Below are 21,886 nucleotides of genomic sequence, written 5' to 3' on the forward strand. Positions count from 1 at the left end.
GCCGGCAGCAGGCTCCGCTGCGTGGACGGCCGCGGCAGAGGAGACACCATGAGCTCTGTACGCGTATCCCGGCATGCCCGCACACGGATGATCGCGGCGGTGGCGACCGTCTGCGCCCTGTCCGCAGCCCCGCCGGTGCCCCAGGCCGTCGCTGCCGACACCCCGCCGTACTCCGAGACCTACCGGCCCCAGTTCCACTTCACGCCGGAGAAGAACTGGATGAACGACCCCAACGGCCTTGTGTACTTCAAGGGCGAGTACCACCTCTTCTACCAGTACAACCCCAACGGCAACTCGTGGGGCGACATGTCCTGGGGGCACGCGGTGAGCAAGGACCTCGTGCACTGGAAGGAGCTGCCGCTCGCCCTGTCGCACGACGACGAGGAGATGGTGTTCTCCGGCAGCGCGGTCGTCGACTGGAACAACACCACCGGGTTCGGCACGAAGAAGAACCCGCCCATGGTGGCGATATACACCAGCCTTGCCAAGGACACGGGCACCCAGGCGCAGTCGCTCGCCTACAGCACCGACCGCGGCCGCACCTGGACCAGGTACCAGGGCAATCCCGTCCTCGACATCGGCTCCAAGGAGTTCCGCGACCCCAAGGTCCAGTGGTACGCGCCGACCAAGAGCTGGCTGATGACGGTGTCGCTGTCCACCGAGCACAAGGTGCAGTTCTACTCGTCGAAGAACCTCAAGGACTGGGACCTGCTCAGCGAGTTCGGGCCGGCCGGCGCGACGGGCGGCGTGTGGGAGTGTCCCGACCTGTTCCCTCTCGCGGTCGACGGGGACGAGAACACCATCAAGTGGGTCCTGGTCGTCAACATCAACCCCGGTGGTATCGCCGGTGGTTCGGCCGCCCAGTACTTCATCGGCGACTTCGACGGCAAGAAGTTCACCGCCGACGACAAGGGCACCTACACCCCGCCCAGCGGCACGGTGGTCCAGGACTTCGAGGGCACCGGCTTCGGTACGTGGACGACCACCGGCACCGCGTACGGCGACGGACCGGCGGCCGGGGCACTGGCCGGGCAGGGAACCGTCGACGGGTTCGACGGCAAGGGCCTCGCCAACAGCTTCCACTCGGGTGACGGCGCCACCGGCACCCTCACCTCACCCGAATTCACCGTCGGCAGCCCCTACTTGAACTTCAAGGTGGGCGGCGGACGGCACCCGCACGAGCCCGGAACCGTCGTGGAGCAGGGACCGCCGCCCGAGGGCACGGTCCTCGCCGACTTCGAGGGCGCCGGCTACGGCGACTGGACGACGACCGGAGACGCCTTCGGCCCGGCACCGGCCGCCGGCACCCTCCCCAACCAGCAAGAGGTCTCCGGGTTCCTGGGCGAGGGCCTGGTCAACACCTACCTGAACGGCGACTCCACCACCGGCACCCTCACCTCGCCCGAATTCACCATCGACAAGAAGCACCTGAACTTCCTCATCGGCGGCGGCAACCACCCCGTCGGTGCCGCCGGCCCGACCGCCGTCGAACTCCTCGTCGACGGCCAGGTGGTGCGCAGCGCCACCGGAAAGGACGCGGAGGCGCTCAACTGGGCGTCCTGGGACGTCGGCGACCTCGCCGGCAAGAAGGGGCGGATCAGGATCGTCGACGACAACACCGGCGGCTGGGGCCACCTCAACGTCGACCACATCATGCTGTCCGACACCGAGGCCCAGCCCGTCTCCCAGGAGACGTCCGTCAACCTGATCGTCGACGGCGAGATCGTCCGCAGCGCCACCGGCTCCAACAGCGAGACCCTGGACTGGGCCTCCTTCGACCTGCGTCCCTACGCCGGCAAGCAGGCACGTATCCAGATCGTCGACATGAACACCGCCGGCTGGGGCCACATCATGGCCGACCAGTTCACCATCGCCGACACGGCCGCCAAATCCGTCGTGCAGCGCGCCGACTGGGCCGACTACGGCAAGGACTACTACGCGGCGGTGTCCTGGGAGAACGCACCGGGCGACAAGCGGTACATGATCGGCTGGATGAACAACTGGGACTACAGCGGCGCCGTTCCCACCTCCCCCTGGCGCGGTACGCAAAGCATCCCCCGCGAGATGGCCCTACGCACGATCAACGGCCGGATCCGGCTCACCAGCAAGCCGGTCGACAGACTGGAGACTCTCCGGCGGAACACCCCGGCGACGGCGACCGGCGTCACCGTCAACAACACCACCAAGCCCCTGATCGGCCCCGCGGCCAAGGGCAAGGCACTCGACATCGAAGCGACCTTCTCCCTCAAGGACGCCGAACGCTTCGGCCTCAAGGTGCGCACCGGCGCGGGCGGCGAGGAGACCGTCATCGGCTACGACACCACGACACAGGAGCTGTACGTCGACCGGACCCGCTCCGGCGCCGTGGACTTCAACAGCACCTTCCCCGGCGTCCAGCGAGCCCCGCTGCAGCCCAGGAACGGCAAGGTGAAGCTGCGGATCCTCGTCGACTGGTCGTCCGTCGAGGTCTTCGGCGGCAGCGGTGAAGCGGTGATCACCGATCAGATCTTCCCCGACCCCGCCAGCCAGGGAGTCGAGGTCTTCGCCGAGAACGGCTCGGTGAAGCTGGACCGGGCCGGTGTCTGGCACCTCGACTCCTACCGAGACTGACCCCGAACCACGGAGAACCACGGAGAACGACCCAGACCCGTGGAGAACCACGGAGAATCATGGAGGACACCACACCGTGAACAAGACCCTGCTCGCCGAGTTCACCGCCCGCGAAGGCGCCGAAGCCCACATCGCCGGCCTGCTGCGGGACTACGCCCAGAAAGTGCGTGAGGAAGACGGCAACCTCGCATTCGACGTCTACACGAAGGCCTCCAACCCGCGCGCTTTCTGGATCTTCGAGGTGTACCGGGACGAGGACGCCTTCCAGGCACACCTGAAGGCCCCCTACGGAGGCCCGTTCAACGCCGAACTCGCCCCGCTGATCGAGGAGGACGCCTCAGTGCTGACCTTCCTCGATCCGGTGACCTGACAACCCTTGTCCCCCCTCGGCCTTGCCGTGTGGGGCGACACGGCCTGCCATGGTGTGTGACGCCTCTGTTCGGACCGCTGTCATGGCGGGCCGGCACATGTCCCGTGCGGTGATCGGCCCCTAGCCTGCGGCCTGTCAACCACTCGACTTGGAGGTCTCGGATGCAGCCACCCCGTGCCGTCACCGCACCGCCCCGTAGACGGACCGGGCGGCGTGCCGTGTCCGGTGCGCTGTCGCTCGCGGCCGCCTTCTCGCTTCTCGCCGTGGCGGTGCCGGCGGTCGGTGCGGAGGGGAGCACGGGCGGTCACTGCGCCGGCCGGGCCCGGGTGCACGTGCCGGGCGCTGCCTTCCAACGGGCCCACTGTCTGGATGAGTTGACCACGGCCGGCACGGTGGCCTCCGGGCACACCGATCCGGCCGACTTCGCGGGCCTGACTCCCAAGAACCTCATCACGCCGAGCGGCGTTCCCGGAATCCAGATCGACGGCTACTTCCCCGACTCCTCGACCACCAACACCAACCACGGCTGGAACCACGACGCACAGTTCGTCATCCGGCTGCCCGACCACTGGAACGGCGCACTGGTGGTCTCCGGAACCCCGGGCAACCGCGAGCAGTACGCCAACGACCGCGCGATCTCCGACTGGGTGCTCGCGCGCGGTTACGCCTACGCCGCCACCGACAAGGGCAACACCGGCCTCGCCTTCCATCGCGACGGCCGCGGGCCCGGCGACGCCATCAGCGAGTGGAACACGCGCATCACCCAGCTCACGCGGGCTGCCCGCGCCGTCGTCGCGCAGCGCTACCACCGGCCCCCTGCCCGCACCATCGCCACAGGCATGTCCAACGGCGGCTACCTGGTGCGCTGGCAGCTGGAGAACCACCCCGAGCTGTACGACGGGGGAGTGGACTGGGAAGGCACGCTCTGGCGCTCCGACGGCCCCAACCTGCTCACCTTCCTGCCGCCCGCGCTGCGCGCCTACCCTGCTTACGCGGCCGGTGGTCCCGGCGCCGAGGACGGCCTGAAGACCATGCACAAGGCCGGCTATCCGGCGGGCTCCGAATTCCTGTGGCCCTACCACCACCAGGTCTACTGGGACCTGACCCAGCGCATCTACCGCGAGGAGCTGGACCCTGGCTTCGACGGGGCGATCGAGGCGGGCAGCCCGTTCTGCGCCTCGGGGACCCCGGGCTGCGACGCCGACTACGACTACGGCACCCGGCCGCCCGCGGTCCACCGTGCCGTCGACCGCATCGCCCTGACCGGGCGCATCGGCAAACCGCTGATCACCCTGCACGGCACTCTCGACGTGCTGCTGCCCATCAGCCAGGACTCCGATGTCTACGCCCGCATGGTGCGCGAGGCCGGACGGGGCGCACTGCTGCGCTACTACCGCATCGAGGACGGCACCCATACGGACTCACTCGTCGACGCCTTCCCCGCAAAACTCCGCCCGATGGTCCCCTGCCATCGCTCCGCCTTCACAGCGCTGGAACGGTGGCTGACCGGACAGGGCGTCCCCCCGGCCGACCACACCGTCCAGCGCCCGCCCGGAGCGGACTCCGCGACACTGCTCACCGGCTGTCAGCTGGACTAGGCGCACTGTCCAGGCGGCTGGTCGCGTTGGTGCTCTGGCTCTGGCGTCGCCTCCCGGGGGCGACGGGGTCGTCCGGGGCGATGTGTCGGCAGGGTTCTCTGCCTTGCGGGATCTCTTCGGCCCTAGGATCGGCTCATGAGCAGGACCGACCGCGCCAGCCGGGTGATCGCGGCACCACCGGCGACCGTCTATGGCGCCCTTCTGGACAGGGAGTCGCTCGAGACCTGGCTGCCGCCGGACGGAATGCGCGGGCGGATCGAGCGGTGGGATCCTCGGCCCGGTGGAGGGTTTCGGATGGTCCTCACCTACCTCGACGCTTCCGACAGCCCCGGCAAGACCTCAGACGCGACGGATGTCGTCGACGTCGCGTTCGCCGACCTGGTGCCACCGGAGCGCGTGGTGCAGCGGGCGGTGTTCGAGGCCGACGACCCGTCGTTCGCGGGCACCATGACGATGACCTGGCACCTCGCTGCCGCGGGTGAGGGGACCAAGGTGACCGTCACCGCCACGGACGTGCCCCCCGGCATTGACCAAGCGGCCCACGAGGCCGGGATCGCCTCCTCGCTGGCCAACCTGGCGGCGTACGTCGAAACGGTCGGCTGACCCAGTCGACTGCGCCCGTAGCCGTCCAAGCCGTCCAAGCCGTCCAAGCCGTCCAAGCCGTCCAGGCCGTCCACGCGAGGCCGACGCCTGGTCGGCGAACCGGATGCGCAGAGTCGGCCGCCCATGGACGCAGGGTCGGTCGGTCTCTCATCCATCCGCGGACTACCGCCGTGTCGGTCATCGTTCCGGCCGTTCGGGGGATATGCGGGCCGCCGCCGGCGCGCTTTCCGCCCCGCGGTGGCATCCCTTGACGGGACGAAAGGAAGACATGATGCCGCTCTACCTGTCGAGGTTCAGCTACGCGCCGGAGACCTGGGCGCGGCTGATCGACCACCCGGAGGACCGCGCACAGGCCGCTCAGTCGTACATCGAGTCCGTCGGCGGGAAGCTCCATGGTTTCTGGTACGCCTTCGGCACGCACGACGGCTACAACCTGTGGGAGGCGCCGGACAACGTGTCCATGGCCGCGGTTGCGCTGGCGATCAGCGGAGGCGGCGCACTCAGCTCGTTCGAGACGACCGTTCTCCTGACCGTCGACGAAACGTTGCAGGCCCTGCGCACAGCCGGGCAAGTCCAGTACCGCGCTCCTGGCGCGTAGCGCTACACGCGATGGATCAGAGCCGGTGTCGGCTCTGTGCCGGGTGTGTGACAGCCGAGGCACGGCCGTGCCACGTGATCGTCAACTGGTTGCCGTATGAAGCCGGTTACCGATTAGCATCACGGCGGACGCATGGTGAACCGGTGATTCCAGGGGGGCTTGTGGTCGTCTTGATCAGGGGAGCGGTGCGCCTTGGCTGCGCCGTCGCGGTGTGCGGGTCAGTGCTTGTCGGCTGTACCTCCGGCGGAGGCGAACCGTCGGGATCGGCGCCTGCGAGAAAGGCCGGTGCCGCGACGACTGCCGACCCGTCGCCGACCGAGGTCGTCGACATAGACCCTGCCAGACTCCCGGGTACGAAGGCGCGGGCGGCCGCCCTGATCCGTGACGTCCTCCCGGATCCCTCTGCCTTCGACCCCGGCGCGGTCCGCCGGACCCCGTACGAGAGCGACCCGCAGCGCTGGCCGGTCCTCGGCGACGACTGCGTCTGGCACCAGCAGGCGCTCCCGAAGGACGTGCTCGCCACCTTGACCCGCTCCTACGAGATACCGGCGAGCGCCGCCAGGGGCCCGCTGCGGCTGAGCGCCGTCGTCACGGTGCACCGCAGTGCCGAGCAGGCCGACTGGGAGAACGCCGAGGTCCTGGAGGAGATGATGCGCTGCCCCTCGCAGCAGCTGCGCTCCGACGAGGTGATCACCTCTCTGAACGACGTCCCGAACTCCTTGGGGGACTCCGGGAACGAGTACGCCGATGACGTTCTCAACGAACTCGGCACGTACACGAGCGCCGAAGTCGGCGGCCCGCACCCGTACCTCTGGGAGCAGACCCGCATCGGCCAGTTCACCCTCGCCGTCTCCGCGAAGGGAGCCAAGGGCTGGTCCCAGGCAGACCTGTTCGACCGGCTGCGGGACCCGCACGTCGGCATGCGTGCCCGCCTCAGAGCCGCGATCGAACGGAACACTCCAGCCACGGCCTCGCCCTCCGCCTCCCGGTCCACCGGCACGACGGGGGCCCGCTGATGACCGAGAAGCTCACCCCCTCCGACCCGGCCCGCATAGGTGGTCACCGTCTGCTCGGTCGGCTCGGCGCCGGCGGTATGGGCGTCGTCTATCTCGGCCGCGCCGAGTCGGGGGAGCTGGCCGCCGTCAAGGTGATCCTGCCCGAGTACGCCGACCAGCCCGAGTTCCGCGCCCGCTTCCGCCGCGAGGTCGCCGCCGCCCGGCGCGTGGACAGCCCCTGGGCCGTGCCCGTCACCGCCGCCGATCCGGACGCGGCCGCGCCCTGGCTCGCCACCGCGTTCGTGCCGGGCCCCTCGCTCGCCGAGGCCGTCGCCACCTGCGGCCCGCTGCCGTCGCGCGGTGTGCGCGTCCTGGGCCGGATGCTGGCCCGGGCGTTGACCGCCGTGCACGACGCGGGACTTGTCCACCGCGACGTCAAGCCCGGCAACGTGCTGCTCGCCATCGACGGCCCTCGGCTCATCGACTTCGGCATCGCCCGCGCCACCGAGGAGACGGCGCTCACCACGGCCGACATGGTCGTCGGCACACCCGGCTTCCTCGCGCCGGAACAGGCCCAGGCACAGCCCGCCTCGCCCGCCGGCGATGTCTTCGCCCTCGGCTGTCTCCTCGCCTACGCCGCCACCGGACGCCCGCCCTTCGGCACCGGAGCCGTGGACGCCCTCCTCTACCGCGCCGTGCACGACGAGCCCGACCTCGACGGTGTCCCCGACGACACGCGCCCGCTCCTGGAGCGCTGCCTCGCCAAGGACCCGGCCGCCCGGCCCACCGCCCGCGAGGTGGACGAGACACTGGTCGAGGACACGCCCCACGACAGCGTCGACTGGCTGCCCGACGCCGTCGTACGACTCGTCGCGGACCGTTCCGCCGCGATACTCGCCCTCCCGGACATCGACGCCACGGCCCTCGACGCCGGAGCGGACGGGCAGCCGAGGGACGTACCCGCAGACGCATCCACACCGCCACGGACCCCGAGTCGTCGCCGCTTCCTGCTGTCCGGAGGCGCGGCCCTGCTCGCGGCCGGTGGTGGTGCCGCCCTCTGGACCGCCCGACGTGGCGACGGCACCGCGCCCGCCGCCTCGGCCCGGGCCCGCCGCTGGATTCTCGGTGTCCAGGCCGACCTGACGGGCCCGCAGAAGACCGTCGGGCAGGCCCAGGAACGGGGGATACGGCTGGCGGTCGAACTGTTCAACTCCCGCGAGGACAAACCCTTCACCCTCACCCTCAATACGGTCGACGACCAGGGCGACGCGACCCGCGCCGCCAAGGTGGCCCGTACCCTGGCCGCCGACCGCGACCTGCTCGCCGTCATCGGCTCGACCGGCGACGCGACCACCGGGGCGAGCCTCGACAGCTACGACGAACAACTCGTCCCCCAGCTCACGGCCTCGTCCGCGCAGTCCGTGTACGGCACCGCGCAGCCGCGCCACTTCCTCCAGGCCGTCCCCGGCTACACGATCCTGCCCGCCACGGCGGCCGTATCCGTCCGGACCCAGGGCGCGCGGCGTGTGGGCGTGCTGATCGACCGCGACGGCGGCATTCCGGCCTGGGAGCTCGGCCACACGATGTTCCAGAACCTCGGCGTCCTCAAGATCGCCGGCGAGCCGCGCGTCGCACCGCGGCTGGCCGGGAACCTCGCCCCGGTGGTCGCCGAGATGGCCGCGAACCGGCCGGACGCTTTCGTCTACACGGGCACCCCGGCCCGTGCCGCGGCCGTCGCACGCGCCCTCGCGCAGACGGACTTCAACGGTCTGCGGGTGCTCGGCTATCCGGCCGCCGGACCGGAGTTCCTGACCACCGCCGGCGCCGCCGCCGACGGGTGGCAGGTCTTCGCCCCGTACATCGACCCGTCGGCCGCCCCCGTCCGCGCCTTCGCCACCGCCTACCGAAAGCGCTATGGCTCCGCACCCCCGTACTGGGCGGCCGAGGCATACGACGTGGCCCGCATGGTCATCACCCGCCTCACCGAAGCAGGCGGCCGGCCCTCCCGGGAGAGGCTGTACGACCTGCTGGCGAAGGGAACGTACAAGGGACTCGTCCGGCCGTACGCGTTCGACGAGGAGTACGGGTCGCTCAAGGGGTACGAGATCTTCCGTTACGAGGTGAAGGGCGGCCGGTACTCCTACGTGGGCCAGGTCGACTTCTGATGCGGCCCCTGACCTCCGACGACCCCGAGGAGATCGGCGGACACCGGCTGCTGGCCCGGCTCGGCGCGGGCGGCATGGGCGTCGTCTACCTCGCCCGCACGGCGGGTGGGGCGCTCGTCGCCCTCAAGACGATCCGCGCCGAGCACGCGGCGGACCCGGTCTTCCGCACCCGGTTCCGACGCGAGGTGACGGCGGTCCGCGGTCTGACCGGCCGCTGGCTGGTGCCGGTCGTGGCCGCCGACACGGAGGGCCGGGAGCCCTGGCTGGCCACGGAGTTCGTCCCCGGGCCGTCGCTGGCCGAGGCGGTCGACGGCTTAGGTGCGCTGCCCGTCGCCGCCGTACGCAACCTGGGATCGCGGCTGGCCGACGCGCTGACCGCCGTACACGACGCGGGAGTTGTGCACCGCGACGTGAAACCGGGCAACATCCTGCTCGCTCTCGACGGCCCGCGCCTCATCGACTTCGGCATCGCCCACGCCGCGGGCGCCACCGCGCTCACCGCACCGGACGCCGTCGTCGGCACGCCCGGCTTCCTCGCGCCGGAACAGGCACAGGCCCGCGCCGGGGAGGTCGGCCCGGCGAGCGACGTCTTCGCGCTGGGCTGCGTCCTGGCGTACGCGGCCTCGGGCCGACGGCCGTTCGGCAGCGGGTCCGCGGCGGGTGTCCTGTTCCGTACGGTGCACGAGGAGCCGGACCTGACGGACGTCCCCGGCGAGCTACGGGCGTTGGCCGGGAGGTGCCTGGCCAAGGACCCGGCCGAGCGGCCGACGGCCAGGGAGGTCGCGGCCGCGCTCCGTGACCCGCGGGTCTCGCTCTCGCGTCAGATCTCCGAAGGCCGGGAGGAGGGCTCGCTGCCGCCCGCGGTCCTGCGTATGGTCGCCGAGCGCTCCGCACGAGCACTGGACGTACCCACCCCCCAACGCTCCCCGCGGCAACCGACGTCCGGCGACGCGGCCGACGATGACCCCGCGCCCTCGGCCTCCCAGGACGCCCGCCCTCCGACCCGACGGCGCGTGTTGCTGATGGGGAGCGCGGCGGCGTCCGTGGTCGCCGTCGGCGGCGGGGTCACCGCCTATCTCGCCGGGCGGGGATCCAACGGCGGCTCGGACGGCGCTCTTCCCGTGCACACTCTGGGCTTCCAGGCCGACCTGAGCGGCCCGAACAAGGCGGACGGCGTGGCGCAGGAGCGCGGGGCGCGGCTTGCCGTGGAGCAGCACAACGCGCGCGCGGGCATCACGTTCCGCCTCGCTCTGGACACGGTCGACGACCGGGGCGAGGCGGCCCGAGCCAAGCAGGCGGCCCGGCGCTTCACCGAGGCCAAGGTGAGCGCGGTCCTCGGCCCCAGCACGGCCGTCGCGGCGCTCGCCGCCGGCCCGCTCTACCAGGACGCGCGCACCGCCATGGTGCTGATCTCCGTCGGTGACGACAGTGTCCTGTCGGCGAATCTGCGCACCCTGCGCGTCACCCGGGCGCCCGAGTCGTTCCAGGCGTTTCCGCTGACCTCATATTTGACCGATGTACGACCGGTGGACCGCACCGCCGTCATCGACGACCGGTCGGCGGGCCGGACGGGCTGGGAACTCACCAACCGGCTCAGACTGCAGCCGCCCGATGAGGGCACGACCAGCGTCCACCCCGTTGCGGCCGGCAGTGACGACTTCGCTCCCGCCGTCCGTGCCGCCCTCGCCGCCAAGGCGCAGGCCGTCGTCTTCAGCGGCACCTCACCCGAGCGCGCCGCACGCTGCGCCCGCGCACTCGCCGACGCGGGCTTCACCGGACCGCGCCTGGCCACTTGGCGCATCATGCGCCCGACCTTCCTCCAGGAGGCCGGAACCGCGGGCCAGGACTGGCTGTTCGGCACCCCCTTCACCGACCCCGGCAGCGTGTCCCGCACCTTCAGGACCGCCTACCGCGCCAGATACGGCACGGCGCCCGGGCGCTGGGCGCCGGAGGCGTACGACGCCGTGGGGCTGGTCACGCGCGCCCTGGAGAGACTGGGCGGAACGGCCGACATCGAGGCGGGGGCCGTGGCCCAGCGCATCTTCACGGGCACCTACCAGGGACTCGCCAAGACCCTCCGCTTCACCGACGGCTCCCACACTCTGGACCCGCGCGGCGCGTTGTACTTCCTGTTCCAGGCGAAGGGAGATGCCTTCCGCTTCCTGGGACGCAACGACCAGGTCAAGCCAGTTCAAGGGTGACCGGCCGGATGCGATGGCCGCCGTGTCGCGGTCCTCTGTGACGGGATGACACAGGTTCTCGACTCCCTGCGCGGCTGCGGGGTCGTCGTGCCGTTGGGGAGCGGCCTCCTGGGTCGCCCGGCTGTTCGCGGACCGGCTGCCACGCATGAGCGGTGAGGTCAGCAGGCCGCCCGTGGCCGCGATGGCAGCGGCGGCCAGGAACGCGGCGCTGAACCCGTCGGTGAGTGCCGACAGGTTGCCCAGCTCGCCCGCGCCCCGCGAAGTGGCGAGCGCGGTGAGCGCGGCCGGACCGAGGGCGGAGCCCACCTGGTAGATGGTGTTCACGATCCCGGAGGCCAGGCCGGCCTGCTGCTGGGGTACACCGGACATCGCGGCCATCATCGCCGGCATGCAGGCCAACGACATGCCGAGCGCCGCCACCAGCGAGGCCGAGGGAGGGGGATCCCGAGTCCGACGAAGCCGGCTCCGGGATCCCCCTCCCTCGTGGCGTGTGGCTTACCTGAGGCCGCTGACGCCGATGGTGTAGATGCCGCGGCCGTGGGTGGCCGCGTAGAGGGTCCTTCCGTTCGGGCTGAGCTTCAGCTGGAGGACGGCGACCGCGGGAAGCGAGCCGACGCGCTGCCACTTCGTGCGGCCCGGGGCGCGGTAGACGACGCCGAGATCGGTGGCGACGGCCAGGCCGCCGCCCGCCGTGACGACCGCGGAGTCGGCGGGCACGTCCGGGAGGTTGCCGGAGATGTCGGTCCAGGTGGTGCCGCCGTCCTTCGATTCGAAGACGTGGCCGACGCCGGCGCCGGGTCCTTCGGTCCACTGCCGCGAGAATCCGCTGACGGTGAGGTAGACGTGGTCCGGCTTCGTGGGATCGATGGCGAAGCCGCTGAGGTAGCGGTTGGGGACGGTGCCGGCCGCACCGGTGGTCGGAAGCGTGATGTCGTGCCAGCCGGTGCCGTCCGCGTTGCCCACGGCGATGCCGCGAGTGAAGCCCTGGTTGTTGCAGGGGCCGCACCATGCCGCGTACACCTTGCCGCCGCTGGCGGCGACCGCGGTGGCGGTGTGCCCCTCGCCGAGGTCGTACGCGCTGGTCCACTCGTCGCCGCTGCGAATGGCGTAGCCATGGGTCTGCACCCATACATGGCGGCCGCCCGCGATCCAGGTGGAACTGTTCTTGGCGTCGGCCGCGAGCGGGGCGATGAAGCGGGCCTCGCCCGTCTCGTTGTCCGGCGGGGCGACGGAGTACGAGGTGATCTTGCTGGGGTCGTTTGCCCAGGAGCCGTCGTTGACGGCGCAGTTCTGGGTCACCTGGACGGCGAGGTAGACGTACTCCTCGGCGATGTTGCAGCCGTTGGCCGGGTCGGTGAGGGTGTCACCGCCGTCGCCGCCGAAGTTGGAGCCCATCACCGTGTCGTTGCTGCGCAGCAGGGACTGGCCGTTGTCCTGGAGGCCCCCGGTGACCGAGACGCCGCCGTGGTCGACGTCCTTGCCGATGCCCACCGAGTAGTACTGGAGGGTGTCGATGGTGCCGTCGTTGAGCGAGGTCCAGTCGGTGGCGTGGCCGGAGGCGTCCTGACGGCCGTCGACCGGGCGCTTGTAGACACCGCCGTCGTTGCCCACGTAGACGTACGGCTTGCCGTGGTAGCTGCCGATCGCGACCCCGTGCTGGTCGGAGTGGGTGGTCTGGTGGCAGTCACCGGTCTGCTTGGCCGGGTCGATGTTCCAGCAGGAGAAGCCGAAGTTCCAGTACGGGCCGACCGTCGACCAGGTGCTGCCGCCGTCCTTGGTCTCGTAGACCTCTTCCAGTCCGGCGTACACGTGCTCGGCGTCGGCCGGGTCGACGGTCAGGAACTGGTTGTACCAGGCCTGGACGCCGGGCATGTAGCCGCTGGAGGTCAGCGCCGAGCCGTCGGCGGCGAGGCCCTTGTAGTCGGCGATCTTCGTCCACGGACCGGTGGGGGAGCCGGACTTGGAGACGTAGATGCCTTCCAGGCCACTGTCCGGGTTGGTGTTCAGCTGCTCCGGCGACTGGTCGATCGCGTAGTAGCGTGATCCGTCGGCGGAGCGGGCGAAGGTGACGTTGCCGACGTCGTCCGCGTCGGCGGGGAGGTCGCCCAGTCCGCTGCTGATCCGCGTCCAGGCGCCGTGGGAATCCTTGGTGTAGAAGCCGTTGTAGTCGTCTCCGCTGCGCCAGCCGACCGCCAGGACCACCTTCGAGGGGTCCTTCGGGTCGATCGCGATGTCATTGGCGATGTTCTTGTACGCGGCGTCGGGGTCGCTTGCCAGCGAACCACCGGGCAGATAGCCGGGGTTGGGTGCGAACTCCAGCTTCCAGGCACCGCTGAGCTCCTTCGTGGAGTGGCTCCACACTCCCGCGCTGGTCGCCGCCCAGACTTTGCCGCCGCCAAAGCGCAGCTGGTGGATGGTGGTGCTCTCCAGCTCGTCGCCACCGACCCGGCTGCGGGAGGAGAAGGTGCCGTGGTGCGGGTTCGACAGGACGTATACGCCGCTGCCGAGATAGGCGTCCGCATTGGTGGTCGCCTCGCCGGTGCCCAGCCACAGCCGGTCGCCGCCGTCCAGCGCGAGTGCCCCGGTCGACTGCGAGGACAGCTTGTCGCTGATCGGCTGCCAGTGCCCGCCGCCGCTACGGGAGCGCCACACCCCGCCTCCCGCGCTGCCCGCGTAGACATAACCGTCGTCGTCGGCAGCCATCGCCGCCATACGGCCGGTCACATATCCGGAACCACCACTGGAGTTGGAGTCGTAGTCGCGGTAGCGCGCGTCGTCGGAGTTGTACGGCAGATCGGTGACGTTGCGCCAACTGCCGCCAGTGCTCGGCAGCTTGTTCAGGCTGCTCCAGGCGGCGCCGTACGCGCCGGGAGCCACGATGCCCGGCGAGGTCCGGGCCTCGGCGTACTGGTCGGCGCCCTCGGCTATCTCGTCGGCCTCGTTCCCGTCATCGCCGTCACCGTCCTGCGTGACAGCCTTGGCGGTGATGCCGCCTGTCGACTGAGCGCGCTGGTCGGCGAGTTGGGCAAGGGTACGGGCCCCGAACGGGCTGCTGTGCTGGCCGGGCGCGGCGCTTGCGGGTAGGGCGCCGAGCGCGGCGGATGCGGTGATGGCACAGATCGTGAACCATCGTCTCTTACGGATTGGTGCTGACACCAGGTCCTCCCAAACGGGCATTGATACAGCCGTCGGGGCAGACCTGATCACGCGCGACGGGGCACATCCCAAAGGCTTGCCGAATCTTTGGCCGGCGCCTGCCAGGATTTGGGCCCGCGCGCACCAGAACGTGAGGTGCGTGCCCGTACCTGGTCGGGCGGTTGCGGCCCAACGGCAAGTCGGCGGCAACAGAAGGTGCTTTCCTGTGCGGAAGGCTCAGGGCGGGATCAGGGATCACTCGGGGGTGCCCCCGATGCCCACGGTGCCTGCCTGCTGACAGCGTGTAGGGCATGATCTCAAAGCCCATGTCACGAAGGACTTTCACGAGAGCCGGGCTGTCAGGGACCGCCGCGCTGGCCGCTGGCGTAGCACTGCCCGCGCCTCGCGCCGCCGCCTCGCCCATGCCGCTCCCGCCGCTGGACCCCACCGCTCTGCAGGCCGCGATCGACGACCTCGAGAACCCGCCGTCGACCGCTGCCCAACTGCGAATCGGCGGCACAGCCGGCCACTGGCGCGGTACCTCGGGCGTGGCGGACATCAGGACGCGGCGGCCGGTAAGGGCGGCTGACAAGGTCCGGGTCGGCAGCATCACCAAGGTCTTCGTCGCCCCGGTGGTACTGCAGTTGGTGGCGGAGGGCCGGATCGAGCTGGATACGCCGGTGCGACGGGTCCTGCCCGGGCTGCTGCCTGAGCGGTACGCGGCTGTCACCGTGGCGCACCTGCTGAACCACACCAGCGGGCTGCCCGACCACGTCGGCATACCGGAACCGGAGACTGCGGAGGAGGTGTTCCAGCACCGCTTCGACCACTGGACGCCGCGGGAGTGGGTGGCGACGGCGACGCACGGGCCGCTGAAGTTCGCGCCGGGCACCCGGCAGGAGTACCGCGGCATCAACTACGTCCTCGCTGCGCTGATCATCGACACGGTGACCGGCCGCCCGTACGGGGAGGCCGTCGAAGCCCGCATCCTGCGCCCGCTGCGCCTGGCGAACACCGTCGTACCGGGCGACGACCCGCGCATCCGTGGCCGGCACGTGCACGGCTACCTCAAGATGGCCGACGGCGGTTTGCGGGACATCACCGTGTACGACAATTCGTCCGTCCGGGGCGACGGCGACATGATCTCCACGACGGGTGATGTCGACCGGATGCTCACTGCGCTGTTTTCCGGCGAGTTACTTCCCCCCGGGCTGCTTCGGCTGATGTTCACCCTGCCGCCGGACGACGTGCGGATGCTGGACGGCAGCCCGGCCCGCTACAGCACCGGGCTGCAGCAGGCCACCGTCAACGGCATCACCTGGTGGGGCAAGACCGGCGAGACGTACGGCTACAAGAACGCCGCGTTCTCCACCCGTGACCAGCGACGCCGCTTTGTGCTCGCGTACCACCCAACGACCGCCCGCAACGGCGAGGAGAGCCAGATGATCGCTCGGGTCGCCGACCTACTCACCCGCACCCCGAGCACCGAAGAGTCGGTCGCTTGACGGCGGGTATCGATATGCGGGTGGCTCGGCAGACGGTTGGGTCGATGGGCGGGCGGGCTGCGAAGCAGCGGAGGTCTCCGTCGGCGCGAAGGTGCCGGCTCTTGGTGCTTCAGCCGCGTCGCTTCAGGCGCCTGTCGTCATGCGGGCACCCCGGCCTGGTCCATGACCGCGGCCATCTCGCTCGGGGGTAGGGCCGGGTTGGCACCCGCGCTGGAGGCCAGCTCGGGCAGGGTGAGAGCCTCGAGGAGGCGGGGGAGCGGCAGGCGGGGGTCGCGGGTTGCCGCCTGGCGTGTCCAGACGTCCGGGTCGTGGCTGAGCCGCTCGATCAGGGCGGGGCCGCCGGCGGGGTCGCGGACTGCCAGCTGTCGGTAGATGCCGTCCGGGTGGTCCGAGTAGCGGGCGGCGAGGCCTTCGCGGGGGAAGCGGGGATGGCCGGTCGCCATCCAGGCCGAGAACGTCCCGCCGAGCCGTGCGTACACGCTCATCAGGACCTCCTCCGGGGTGTCGGGGTGGTACACGGCCAGGTGGGTGTGCACGAGGACGTCCGTGTCCTCGGCCAGGAGCCGCAGGAGATCGGGTGGCAGATGGGGGCTGCGGGCCGCGGCGCGGCGCAGCAGTGGATGGGCGGATGTCGCGGCCCGGTGCAGCACGTCCTGATCGGCGATGCCGGCCGCCACCCAGTCCACGTCACTCCGTGCGTGCGGGGCCACGGTGAAGTGGATCGCGGCGCGTCGGGCTTCGGTCAGCTCGGGTCGGAGCGAGACGGCAAGCCGCACGTCGTCGTCGGGGTCGACGGCGAGACGGTCCACGAGATCGGCCGGCAGGGACCGATTGCCGGCGAGTTCGACCAGGTGGACGCCTTCGGCGAGGAACCGGCCGGCGTCCGCGTGGTCGAGGAGCCCGCGGCGCAGCGCCTCGGTCAGGGCGGCGGGGTCGCGGAGCAGCGCTGCAGTGAGCTGTGCGTCGTGCGGACACGCGCACAGCGCGGCCGACCGCCGTACCTCAGGGTCGGGGTCGTCGAGCAGCGCGGCGCGCCCGTCCGCCGTCAGTTCGTCCCAGACGCGCAGGGCAGCACGTCGTGCGGCCGGATCGGGATGTCGGACCAGCGAAGCGAGGAAGGACGGCGCCAAGTGGCGCGAGCCCAGCAGCGCGCTCCGTACCGACGGTTCGGGGTCTTCGAGGAGACGCCCGCACACTGCGTCCGGCAGCGGACGGACCTTCCTCCGGTGATCGTGGGTCCACTCGGGTCCGCCGGCGACGGCGGCCCGCACCATTGGCGAGGGGTCGTCCGCGAGCCGGGCCCGCTGCCCGGCATCCGCCTGGCTGCTCATCGCGAACTGGACTCGCGTGTCCAGGACCGGGTGGGTGAGGACGGCCGCCACGGTCGATTCGGGCAACCCCGGCCGGTGGAGGGCCTGGAAGGGCGGGCCGTGGCCCCCGCCGTCGAAGGCGATCAGCCGCAGCAGCAGCGGTGTGGGAAGGGCCGGGTTGGCGGCGACGCCGTCCAGCGCGGAGGAGTAGAAGGCGACCATGTCTCAGCTCTCCGACCCGTCGCTCTGCACGCAGCTCCTCCGGACGCCTACGCGGCATCGGCCGTGCGGGTCAATGTCCCGTCATCCTGCCACGGGCCGAGCCACCTCCGCGTGTGATCACCGAGAGCCCGTGAAGGTCCGCTGCCGTACGGCCACATCGTCAGGCGTCGTACTCGTCGGGGAGGCGCAAGGCGGGGCCGCCGAGGTGAAGGCCGAGGGGGACTGCTCGGTCCTTCGGCTCCTCCCACGCCTCTTGGCGGCCGAGCGCGGTGAGGTCGAGATAGGGGTAGCCGTTGTGGAACTCATCGATGCCACGGCCGAACGTGGAGTAGGTGTGGAACACCTCATCCTCGACACGCAGGAACGCGCTGATGCCCGGCCAGTCGCCGCGCATGCTCTCCGACCACGGCATCCCGGCCTCGGCCAGCTCGGCCTCGGTACGGTGGAAGACCTGCACCGGCGCGATCCGCTCGTCGACACTCGCGTGGAAGTCGTAGTTGAAGTCGCTTCCGTACGAGGAGTACCAGGGGAAGGTCCAGCCCATCCGCTCGCGGAAGGCGGCGAGTTTCTCGTACGGCGCCCGGGTCACCGCGACCAGCGTGGTGTTGCGGACATGGAGCTGCCGCAGGTTGCCGATCTGGTCAGCTGCGGAGGAGCAGCTCGAGCAGCCGGTGTCGCGGGGGTGCTCGACGCCGTCGGCATCGATGTCGAAGACCCACATGAAGTGGTGCATGACCAACTGAGGCCGCCCCTCGAACAGGTCGAGCAGGCCCACCGTCCCGTTGGGGCCTTCGAAGGTGTACGGCTTGTCGACGCGCACCATGGGCAGCCGCCGCCGCTCGGCGTTGACCCGGTCGCGCGCCCGGGTGAGCTCCTTCTCCTTGGCCAGCAGCTCCTTGCGGGCGGCGAGCCACTCCTCGCGTGACACCACCTCGGGCAGGTTCGGCATCTCGATCCTCCCAGCTGCGCTCGGCTGTGCTCGTCCCTCTCCGCCCAGTATCCGCCGAGGCCGGGCCTCCATCCTCTCGTCACCCGAGGTCGCTCGAGGTCGCCCGAGGTCGCCCGGCAGTGAGTATCAGCATCGAGAAGTGCCCCGCTGCACCCCGAGCAGCGGCGGACCTGGAGGAGTCAGCGGCCGAGCAGGCCGTCCAGCTCGGCCGCGAACAGCTGGGCGGGGTCGAAGCCCATGCCTGTGAAGTGGCCGGCGAGTTCCAGGGAGAGGACGCCGTGCAGGCGGGTCCAGAAGGTGAGGGCGTGGCGTAGGACTGGAGCGGGGGCGGGGTGGCCGCCGGCCCACTGGCGGTGGTGGGCGAGGTGGGTGTCGAACGCCGTTTCACCGACCTCCGCCGTGTTGTCCGCGTCAGTCGCCTCGGTCGCGTCGGTCGCCTCGGCTGCGCAGGCGTCGAGCAGGGTCGCCATGATGTCGCCGGCGATCGTGGTGACGGCGTCCGGCGCGTGGTATCCGGGGACGGGTGTGCCGTAGATGAGGAAGTACCGCTGCGGGTATTCGAGCGCCCAGCGGCGCATGGCGTGAGCGAGTCCCGCGAGGTCGGGGCCGTCCGAGGCGGTGGCACGGAAGGTGTCGGCCACGCTGCGGTAGGCGTCCGTGACGAGTTCGGTGATCAGTTCGTCGCGGCTGCCGAAGTAGCGGTAGAGCGCAGGACCGCTCATCCCCATCTGCTTGGCGATGGCGTTGAGGGAGAGCGCGGAAGCTCCCGCGTCGGCGATCTGCCCCCACGCGTGCTCCTTGACCTCCGCACGCACCTGGGCCCGGTAACGGTCCCGGGGGGATGCCGTGTTCGGCGCCATACTCACCACTTTCTCTCCGCGGGCCGGCACGGCCGACCTATCGTTAGAGGCTATCACTAACGGCATCCCCTCTAAAAAACTTCCGGCACCTCCTTGACGTGACTCACTCCGTCCCGCAAGCTAGTTACAACATATAACGAACACGATTACCTGTAACGGAGTGCTGTGAACGCGATACAGACCAACGCAGAGGAGCGCCGTGAGGTGGTCCGGGCGACGGCCCTGATGAAGGCCGGCGGCAGGGCCGGCCACGTCCTGCTCGACGCGGCGGACGTGATCGAGGTCCCGACGGCGTCGGCGCGAAGCGGGCGGACGCCGCGTGGTCAACGGCATCACCGCCTGGCAGATACTGCACCGCAAGGCGCGCACGGGCCGGCCTGACGATCCTCGTACACCGCGCCGCGGGGGAGTGGGCTTGATGCTCGCCCAACTGGCGCCCACCGCCCTGGCCGGCCCGATCATCGGCACCGCCTCGGCCTGCCACCACGGCACGCTGCGCGCCCTGAGCGTCACCCGTTGACGACCGCACCGACAACGTCCCCGCACGAGCGCGCCACCTGGCCCTCTGCGGCGCGGACGCGGTCCTCGACCACGTCGACGGCCGCAGCTTGACCGCTTCCTATCCCTCCTCGCCGCCGGCGGGGCCCGTCCTCAAGCTCCTGGGCCGCGCAATCCATCAGTCCGGCCGTCGCCGCCGAACTCCCGCTCATCCAGGCGGCCACGCCCTGTGCCCGGCCAGGTCCGCCCCGCCCCGCCCCGTTCTGTCCTGTCCTGTCCTGTCCTGTCCGAAGGAGAATCACGATGCTCACCACTCTGCTCGCGAAGGCCGCCGCCGTACCGGTCGCGCTCGTCACATGCCTCTCGGGAGGCACCCCCGCCGCCCACCAGCAGGCGGGCATCGACCTCGACGCCCCCGTGATCACCCGGGACGACATCGTCATCCATGCGCCGCTGGACCGGATCTGGCAGATCCAGACCGACGTGGAGGCCTGGCCCGCCTGGCAGCCCGACGTCACCGAGGTGACCAAGGAGACTCCCGGTCCGCTGCGAGCGGGCTCCGTGTTCCGCTGGTCGGTGCACGGCCTGCAGGACATCACCTCAACGGTCAAGCAGGTCAGCCCCGAGCGCCGAATCGTCTGGGGCGGCCCGGCCCAGGGCATCACCGCCGTCCATGTGTGGACCTTCCACCAGAAGCCCGACGGCGTGCACGTCCACACCGAGGAGTCGTGGTCCGGCGATCCGGTCGAGGCCGACACTCCCGCGCTGCAGGCGGCACTCGACGCGTCGCTGGACGCCTGGCTCCACAACCTCAAGGAGGAGGCGGAAAGCCGTCGCGCCGGGCGCCCGTGACAGGGGTGGGGTGCGCGCTTCCGGAGCTGGCTCTCGACACCTCGGTCGAGCTGTTCACATAGCGGGCCCGGGCCGCCCGGCCCGGCGTGCGGAGGCGGGCGAAGACGAGGAGGAACGGGTGAGCGGGTTCCCTCAAGTCCGAGGTGCAAGCCGCTCTCGCGCCCGGCCTCTCCCTCAGTGGATTATCTGCCGGGGCCGGTGACATCAGCGATCGGACAGGGGGGAGGATCATGAGAGCACACCTACGCAATGGGAGGTTCGACGATGGAATACCGTCATCTCGGCAACAGCGGCATGATCATCAGTGAGATCGCCTACGGCAACTGGCTGACCCACGGCTCGCAGGTCGAGGAGGAAGCTGCCCTCGCCTGTGTGCGAGCTGCTCTTGACGCAGGTATCACGACGTTCGACACCGCTGACGTCTATGCCGAGACACGCGCCGAGTCGGTGCTCGGTCGTGCGCTGAAGGGCGAGCGTCGCGAGGGAATCGAGATCTTCACCAAGGTGTACTGGCCCACCGGGTCCGGGAAGAACGACCGTGGGCTGTCGCGCAAGCACATCATGGAGTCGATCGACAACTCCCTGCGCAGGCTTGAGACCTCGTACGTGGACCTCTACCAGGCGCACCGGTTCGACCGGTTCACGCCGCTGGAGGAGACCATGGAGGCGTTCGCCGACGTGGTCCACTCCGGTAAGGCCCTGTACATCGGTGTCTCCGAGTGGACGGCCGATCAGATCCGGCGGGCGCACGCTCTGGCACGGGAGTTGCGGATCCCGCTGGTGTCGAGTCAGCCCCAGTACTCGATGCTGTGGCGGGTGATCGAGGGTGAGGTCGTGCCGACCAGCCAGGAGTTGGGCATCGGGCAGATCGTGTGGTCGCCGATCGCCCAGGGTGTGCTGACGGGCAAGTACCTTCCCGGGGAGCAGCCGCCGGCCGGATCGCGGGCGACGGATGACAAGGGCTCGGCGATGATCAGCCGCTTCCTGCGCAATGAGGTGCTCGAGGCGGTGCAGCAGCTGAAGCCGCTGGCCGACGAAGCCGGCCTGACCCTGGCTCAGCTGGCGGTGGCCTGGGTGCTGCAGAACAGCAACGTGTCTGCCGCGATCGTCGGCGCCTCCCGGCCGGAGCAGGTGGCGGAGAACGCGAAGGCGGCCGGTGTGAGGCTGGACGCGGATCTGATGGCGCGCATCGATGAGATCGTGCTTCCGGTGGCAGTGACGGATCCGCATCTCGTCCATGAGGGCGTACCGGCGCAGCGTCCCTGAACAGGCTGTGACCCAGCGGGTTCTGGGAAACCGGAACTCGGTGTAGCCCCTGGTCGCGTTACTGGTTCACGGCGCGGGTCGGAGCCTTCGGAGGGGAGATCAGCGCTCCCGGAATTTTCGGCCCGCGCCGGCCATGACCAGGGGCCCGG

16 protein-coding genes and 1 pseudogene are annotated in these 21,886 nt (G+C 70.5%); 12 read left to right on the forward strand and 5 right to left on the reverse strand.

The genetic code is table 11. From position 1 onward, the window contains the following. Positions 1–48 precede the first annotated feature (48 nt). The 8 genes from OG252_RS48785 to OG252_RS48820 all read left to right on the forward strand — a co-directional run bounded on the left by OG252_RS48785 (position 49) and on the right by OG252_RS48820 (position 11,140). Positions 49–2,610 carry a GH32 C-terminal domain-containing protein gene (locus OG252_RS48785; protein WP_329344597.1) on the forward strand — a complete coding sequence of 854 codons (2,562 nt, stop codon included), beginning with the start codon at positions 49–51 and terminating at the stop codon, positions 2,608–2,610. Between the two features lie 76 nt (positions 2,611–2,686). Beyond that, positions 2,687–2,980 (forward strand): putative quinol monooxygenase, encoded by a 294-nt coding sequence (locus OG252_RS48790; RefSeq protein ID WP_266446454.1) that lies wholly within the window; start codon positions 2,687–2,689, stop codon positions 2,978–2,980. Positions 2,981–3,141: 161 nt separating this feature from the next. Next, positions 3,142–4,578 (forward strand): 3-hydroxybutyrate oligomer hydrolase family protein, encoded by a 1,437-nt coding sequence (locus tag OG252_RS48795; protein ID WP_329344600.1) that lies wholly within the window; start codon positions 3,142–3,144, stop codon positions 4,576–4,578. A gap of 135 nt (positions 4,579–4,713) precedes the next feature. Next, positions 4,714–5,181: an SRPBCC family protein gene (locus OG252_RS48800; RefSeq protein WP_329344602.1), complete on the forward strand. Its 468-nt coding sequence runs from the start codon at positions 4,714–4,716 to the stop codon at positions 5,179–5,181. Between the two features lie 271 nt (positions 5,182–5,452). Then, positions 5,453–5,779, forward strand: a complete 327-nt coding sequence (locus OG252_RS48805) for a GYD domain-containing protein (RefSeq protein WP_307680342.1) — start codon at positions 5,453–5,455, stop codon at positions 5,777–5,779. A 221-nt stretch (positions 5,780–6,000) separates the two neighbouring features. After that, the gene (locus tag OG252_RS48810; RefSeq protein WP_329344604.1) at positions 6,001–6,795 is read left to right on the forward strand and encodes a hypothetical protein; all 795 of its coding nucleotides are present in this window, start codon (positions 6,001–6,003) and stop codon (positions 6,793–6,795) included. After that, positions 6,795–8,939 carry a bifunctional serine/threonine-protein kinase/ABC transporter substrate-binding protein gene (locus OG252_RS48815; RefSeq protein ID WP_329344606.1) on the forward strand — a complete coding sequence of 715 codons (2,145 nt, stop codon included), beginning with the start codon at positions 6,795–6,797 and terminating at the stop codon, positions 8,937–8,939. The genes OG252_RS48810 and OG252_RS48815 overlap by 1 nt, the downstream gene beginning before the upstream one ends. Then, positions 8,939–11,140: a bifunctional serine/threonine-protein kinase/ABC transporter substrate-binding protein gene (locus OG252_RS48820; RefSeq protein WP_329344607.1), complete on the forward strand. Its 2,202-nt coding sequence runs from the start codon at positions 8,939–8,941 to the stop codon at positions 11,138–11,140. The genes OG252_RS48815 and OG252_RS48820 overlap by 1 nt, the downstream gene beginning before the upstream one ends. Before the next feature lie 126 nt (positions 11,141–11,266). On the opposite strand, the pseudogene OG252_RS48825 reads toward OG252_RS48820, so the two are convergent. Then, positions 11,267–11,569: pseudogene (locus OG252_RS48825) on the reverse strand (MFS transporter); the annotation flags it as partial. A 66-nt stretch (positions 11,570–11,635) separates the two neighbouring features. Continuing rightward, complete coding sequence (locus OG252_RS48830) at positions 11,636–14,296, reverse strand: glycosyl hydrolase (RefSeq protein WP_329344609.1); 2,661 nt, start codon at positions 14,294–14,296, stop codon at positions 11,636–11,638. 290 nt (positions 14,297–14,586) lie between these two features. Here OG252_RS48830 and OG252_RS48835 point away from each other — a divergent pair, with 290 nt between their 5' ends. After that, the gene (locus tag OG252_RS48835; protein WP_329344611.1) at positions 14,587–15,780 is read left to right on the forward strand and encodes a serine hydrolase domain-containing protein; all 1,194 of its coding nucleotides are present in this window, start codon (positions 14,587–14,589) and stop codon (positions 15,778–15,780) included. Positions 15,781–15,917: 137 nt separating this feature from the next. Here the strand turns inward: OG252_RS48835 and OG252_RS48840 are convergent, their stop codons facing one another. The 3 genes from OG252_RS48840 to OG252_RS48850 form a co-directional block, all read right to left on the reverse strand. Next, positions 15,918–17,312, reverse strand: coding sequence for a Mucin-2 (locus OG252_RS48840; protein ID WP_329344612.1), 1,395 nt, complete (start codon positions 17,310–17,312; stop codon positions 15,918–15,920). A gap of 160 nt (positions 17,313–17,472) precedes the next feature. Further along, on the reverse strand, positions 17,473–18,261 hold the full coding sequence (locus OG252_RS48845) for a DUF899 domain-containing protein (protein ID WP_329344613.1): 789 nt from the start codon (positions 18,259–18,261) through the stop codon (positions 17,473–17,475). A 179-nt stretch (positions 18,262–18,440) separates the two neighbouring features. Beyond that, positions 18,441–19,121 (reverse strand): TetR/AcrR family transcriptional regulator, encoded by a 681-nt coding sequence (locus tag OG252_RS48850; RefSeq protein WP_329344614.1) that lies wholly within the window; start codon positions 19,119–19,121, stop codon positions 18,441–18,443. 319 nt (positions 19,122–19,440) lie between these two features. Here OG252_RS48850 and OG252_RS48855 point away from each other — a divergent pair, with 319 nt between their 5' ends. The 3 genes from OG252_RS48855 (at position 19,441) to OG252_RS48865 (ending at position 21,737) form a co-directional block, all read left to right on the forward strand. Then, on the forward strand, positions 19,441–19,641 hold the full coding sequence (locus tag OG252_RS48855; protein WP_329344615.1) for a hypothetical protein: 201 nt from the start codon (positions 19,441–19,443) through the stop codon (positions 19,639–19,641). Positions 19,642–19,922: 281 nt separating this feature from the next. After that, entirely contained in the window at positions 19,923–20,471 is a 549-nt protein-coding gene (locus tag OG252_RS48860; protein ID WP_266446491.1) for an SRPBCC family protein, read from the forward strand. Between the two features lie 264 nt (positions 20,472–20,735). Beyond that, a complete protein-coding gene (locus OG252_RS48865) occupies positions 20,736–21,737 on the forward strand; it encodes an aldo/keto reductase family protein (RefSeq protein ID WP_266446493.1) in 1,002 nt (333 codons plus the stop codon). The last annotated feature ends 149 nt before the right edge of the window (positions 21,738–21,886 follow it).

Source organism: Streptomyces sp. NBC_01352, assembly GCF_036237295.1.
GTDB lineage: Bacteria > Actinomycetota > Actinomycetes > Streptomycetales > Streptomycetaceae > Streptomyces > Streptomyces plumbiresistens.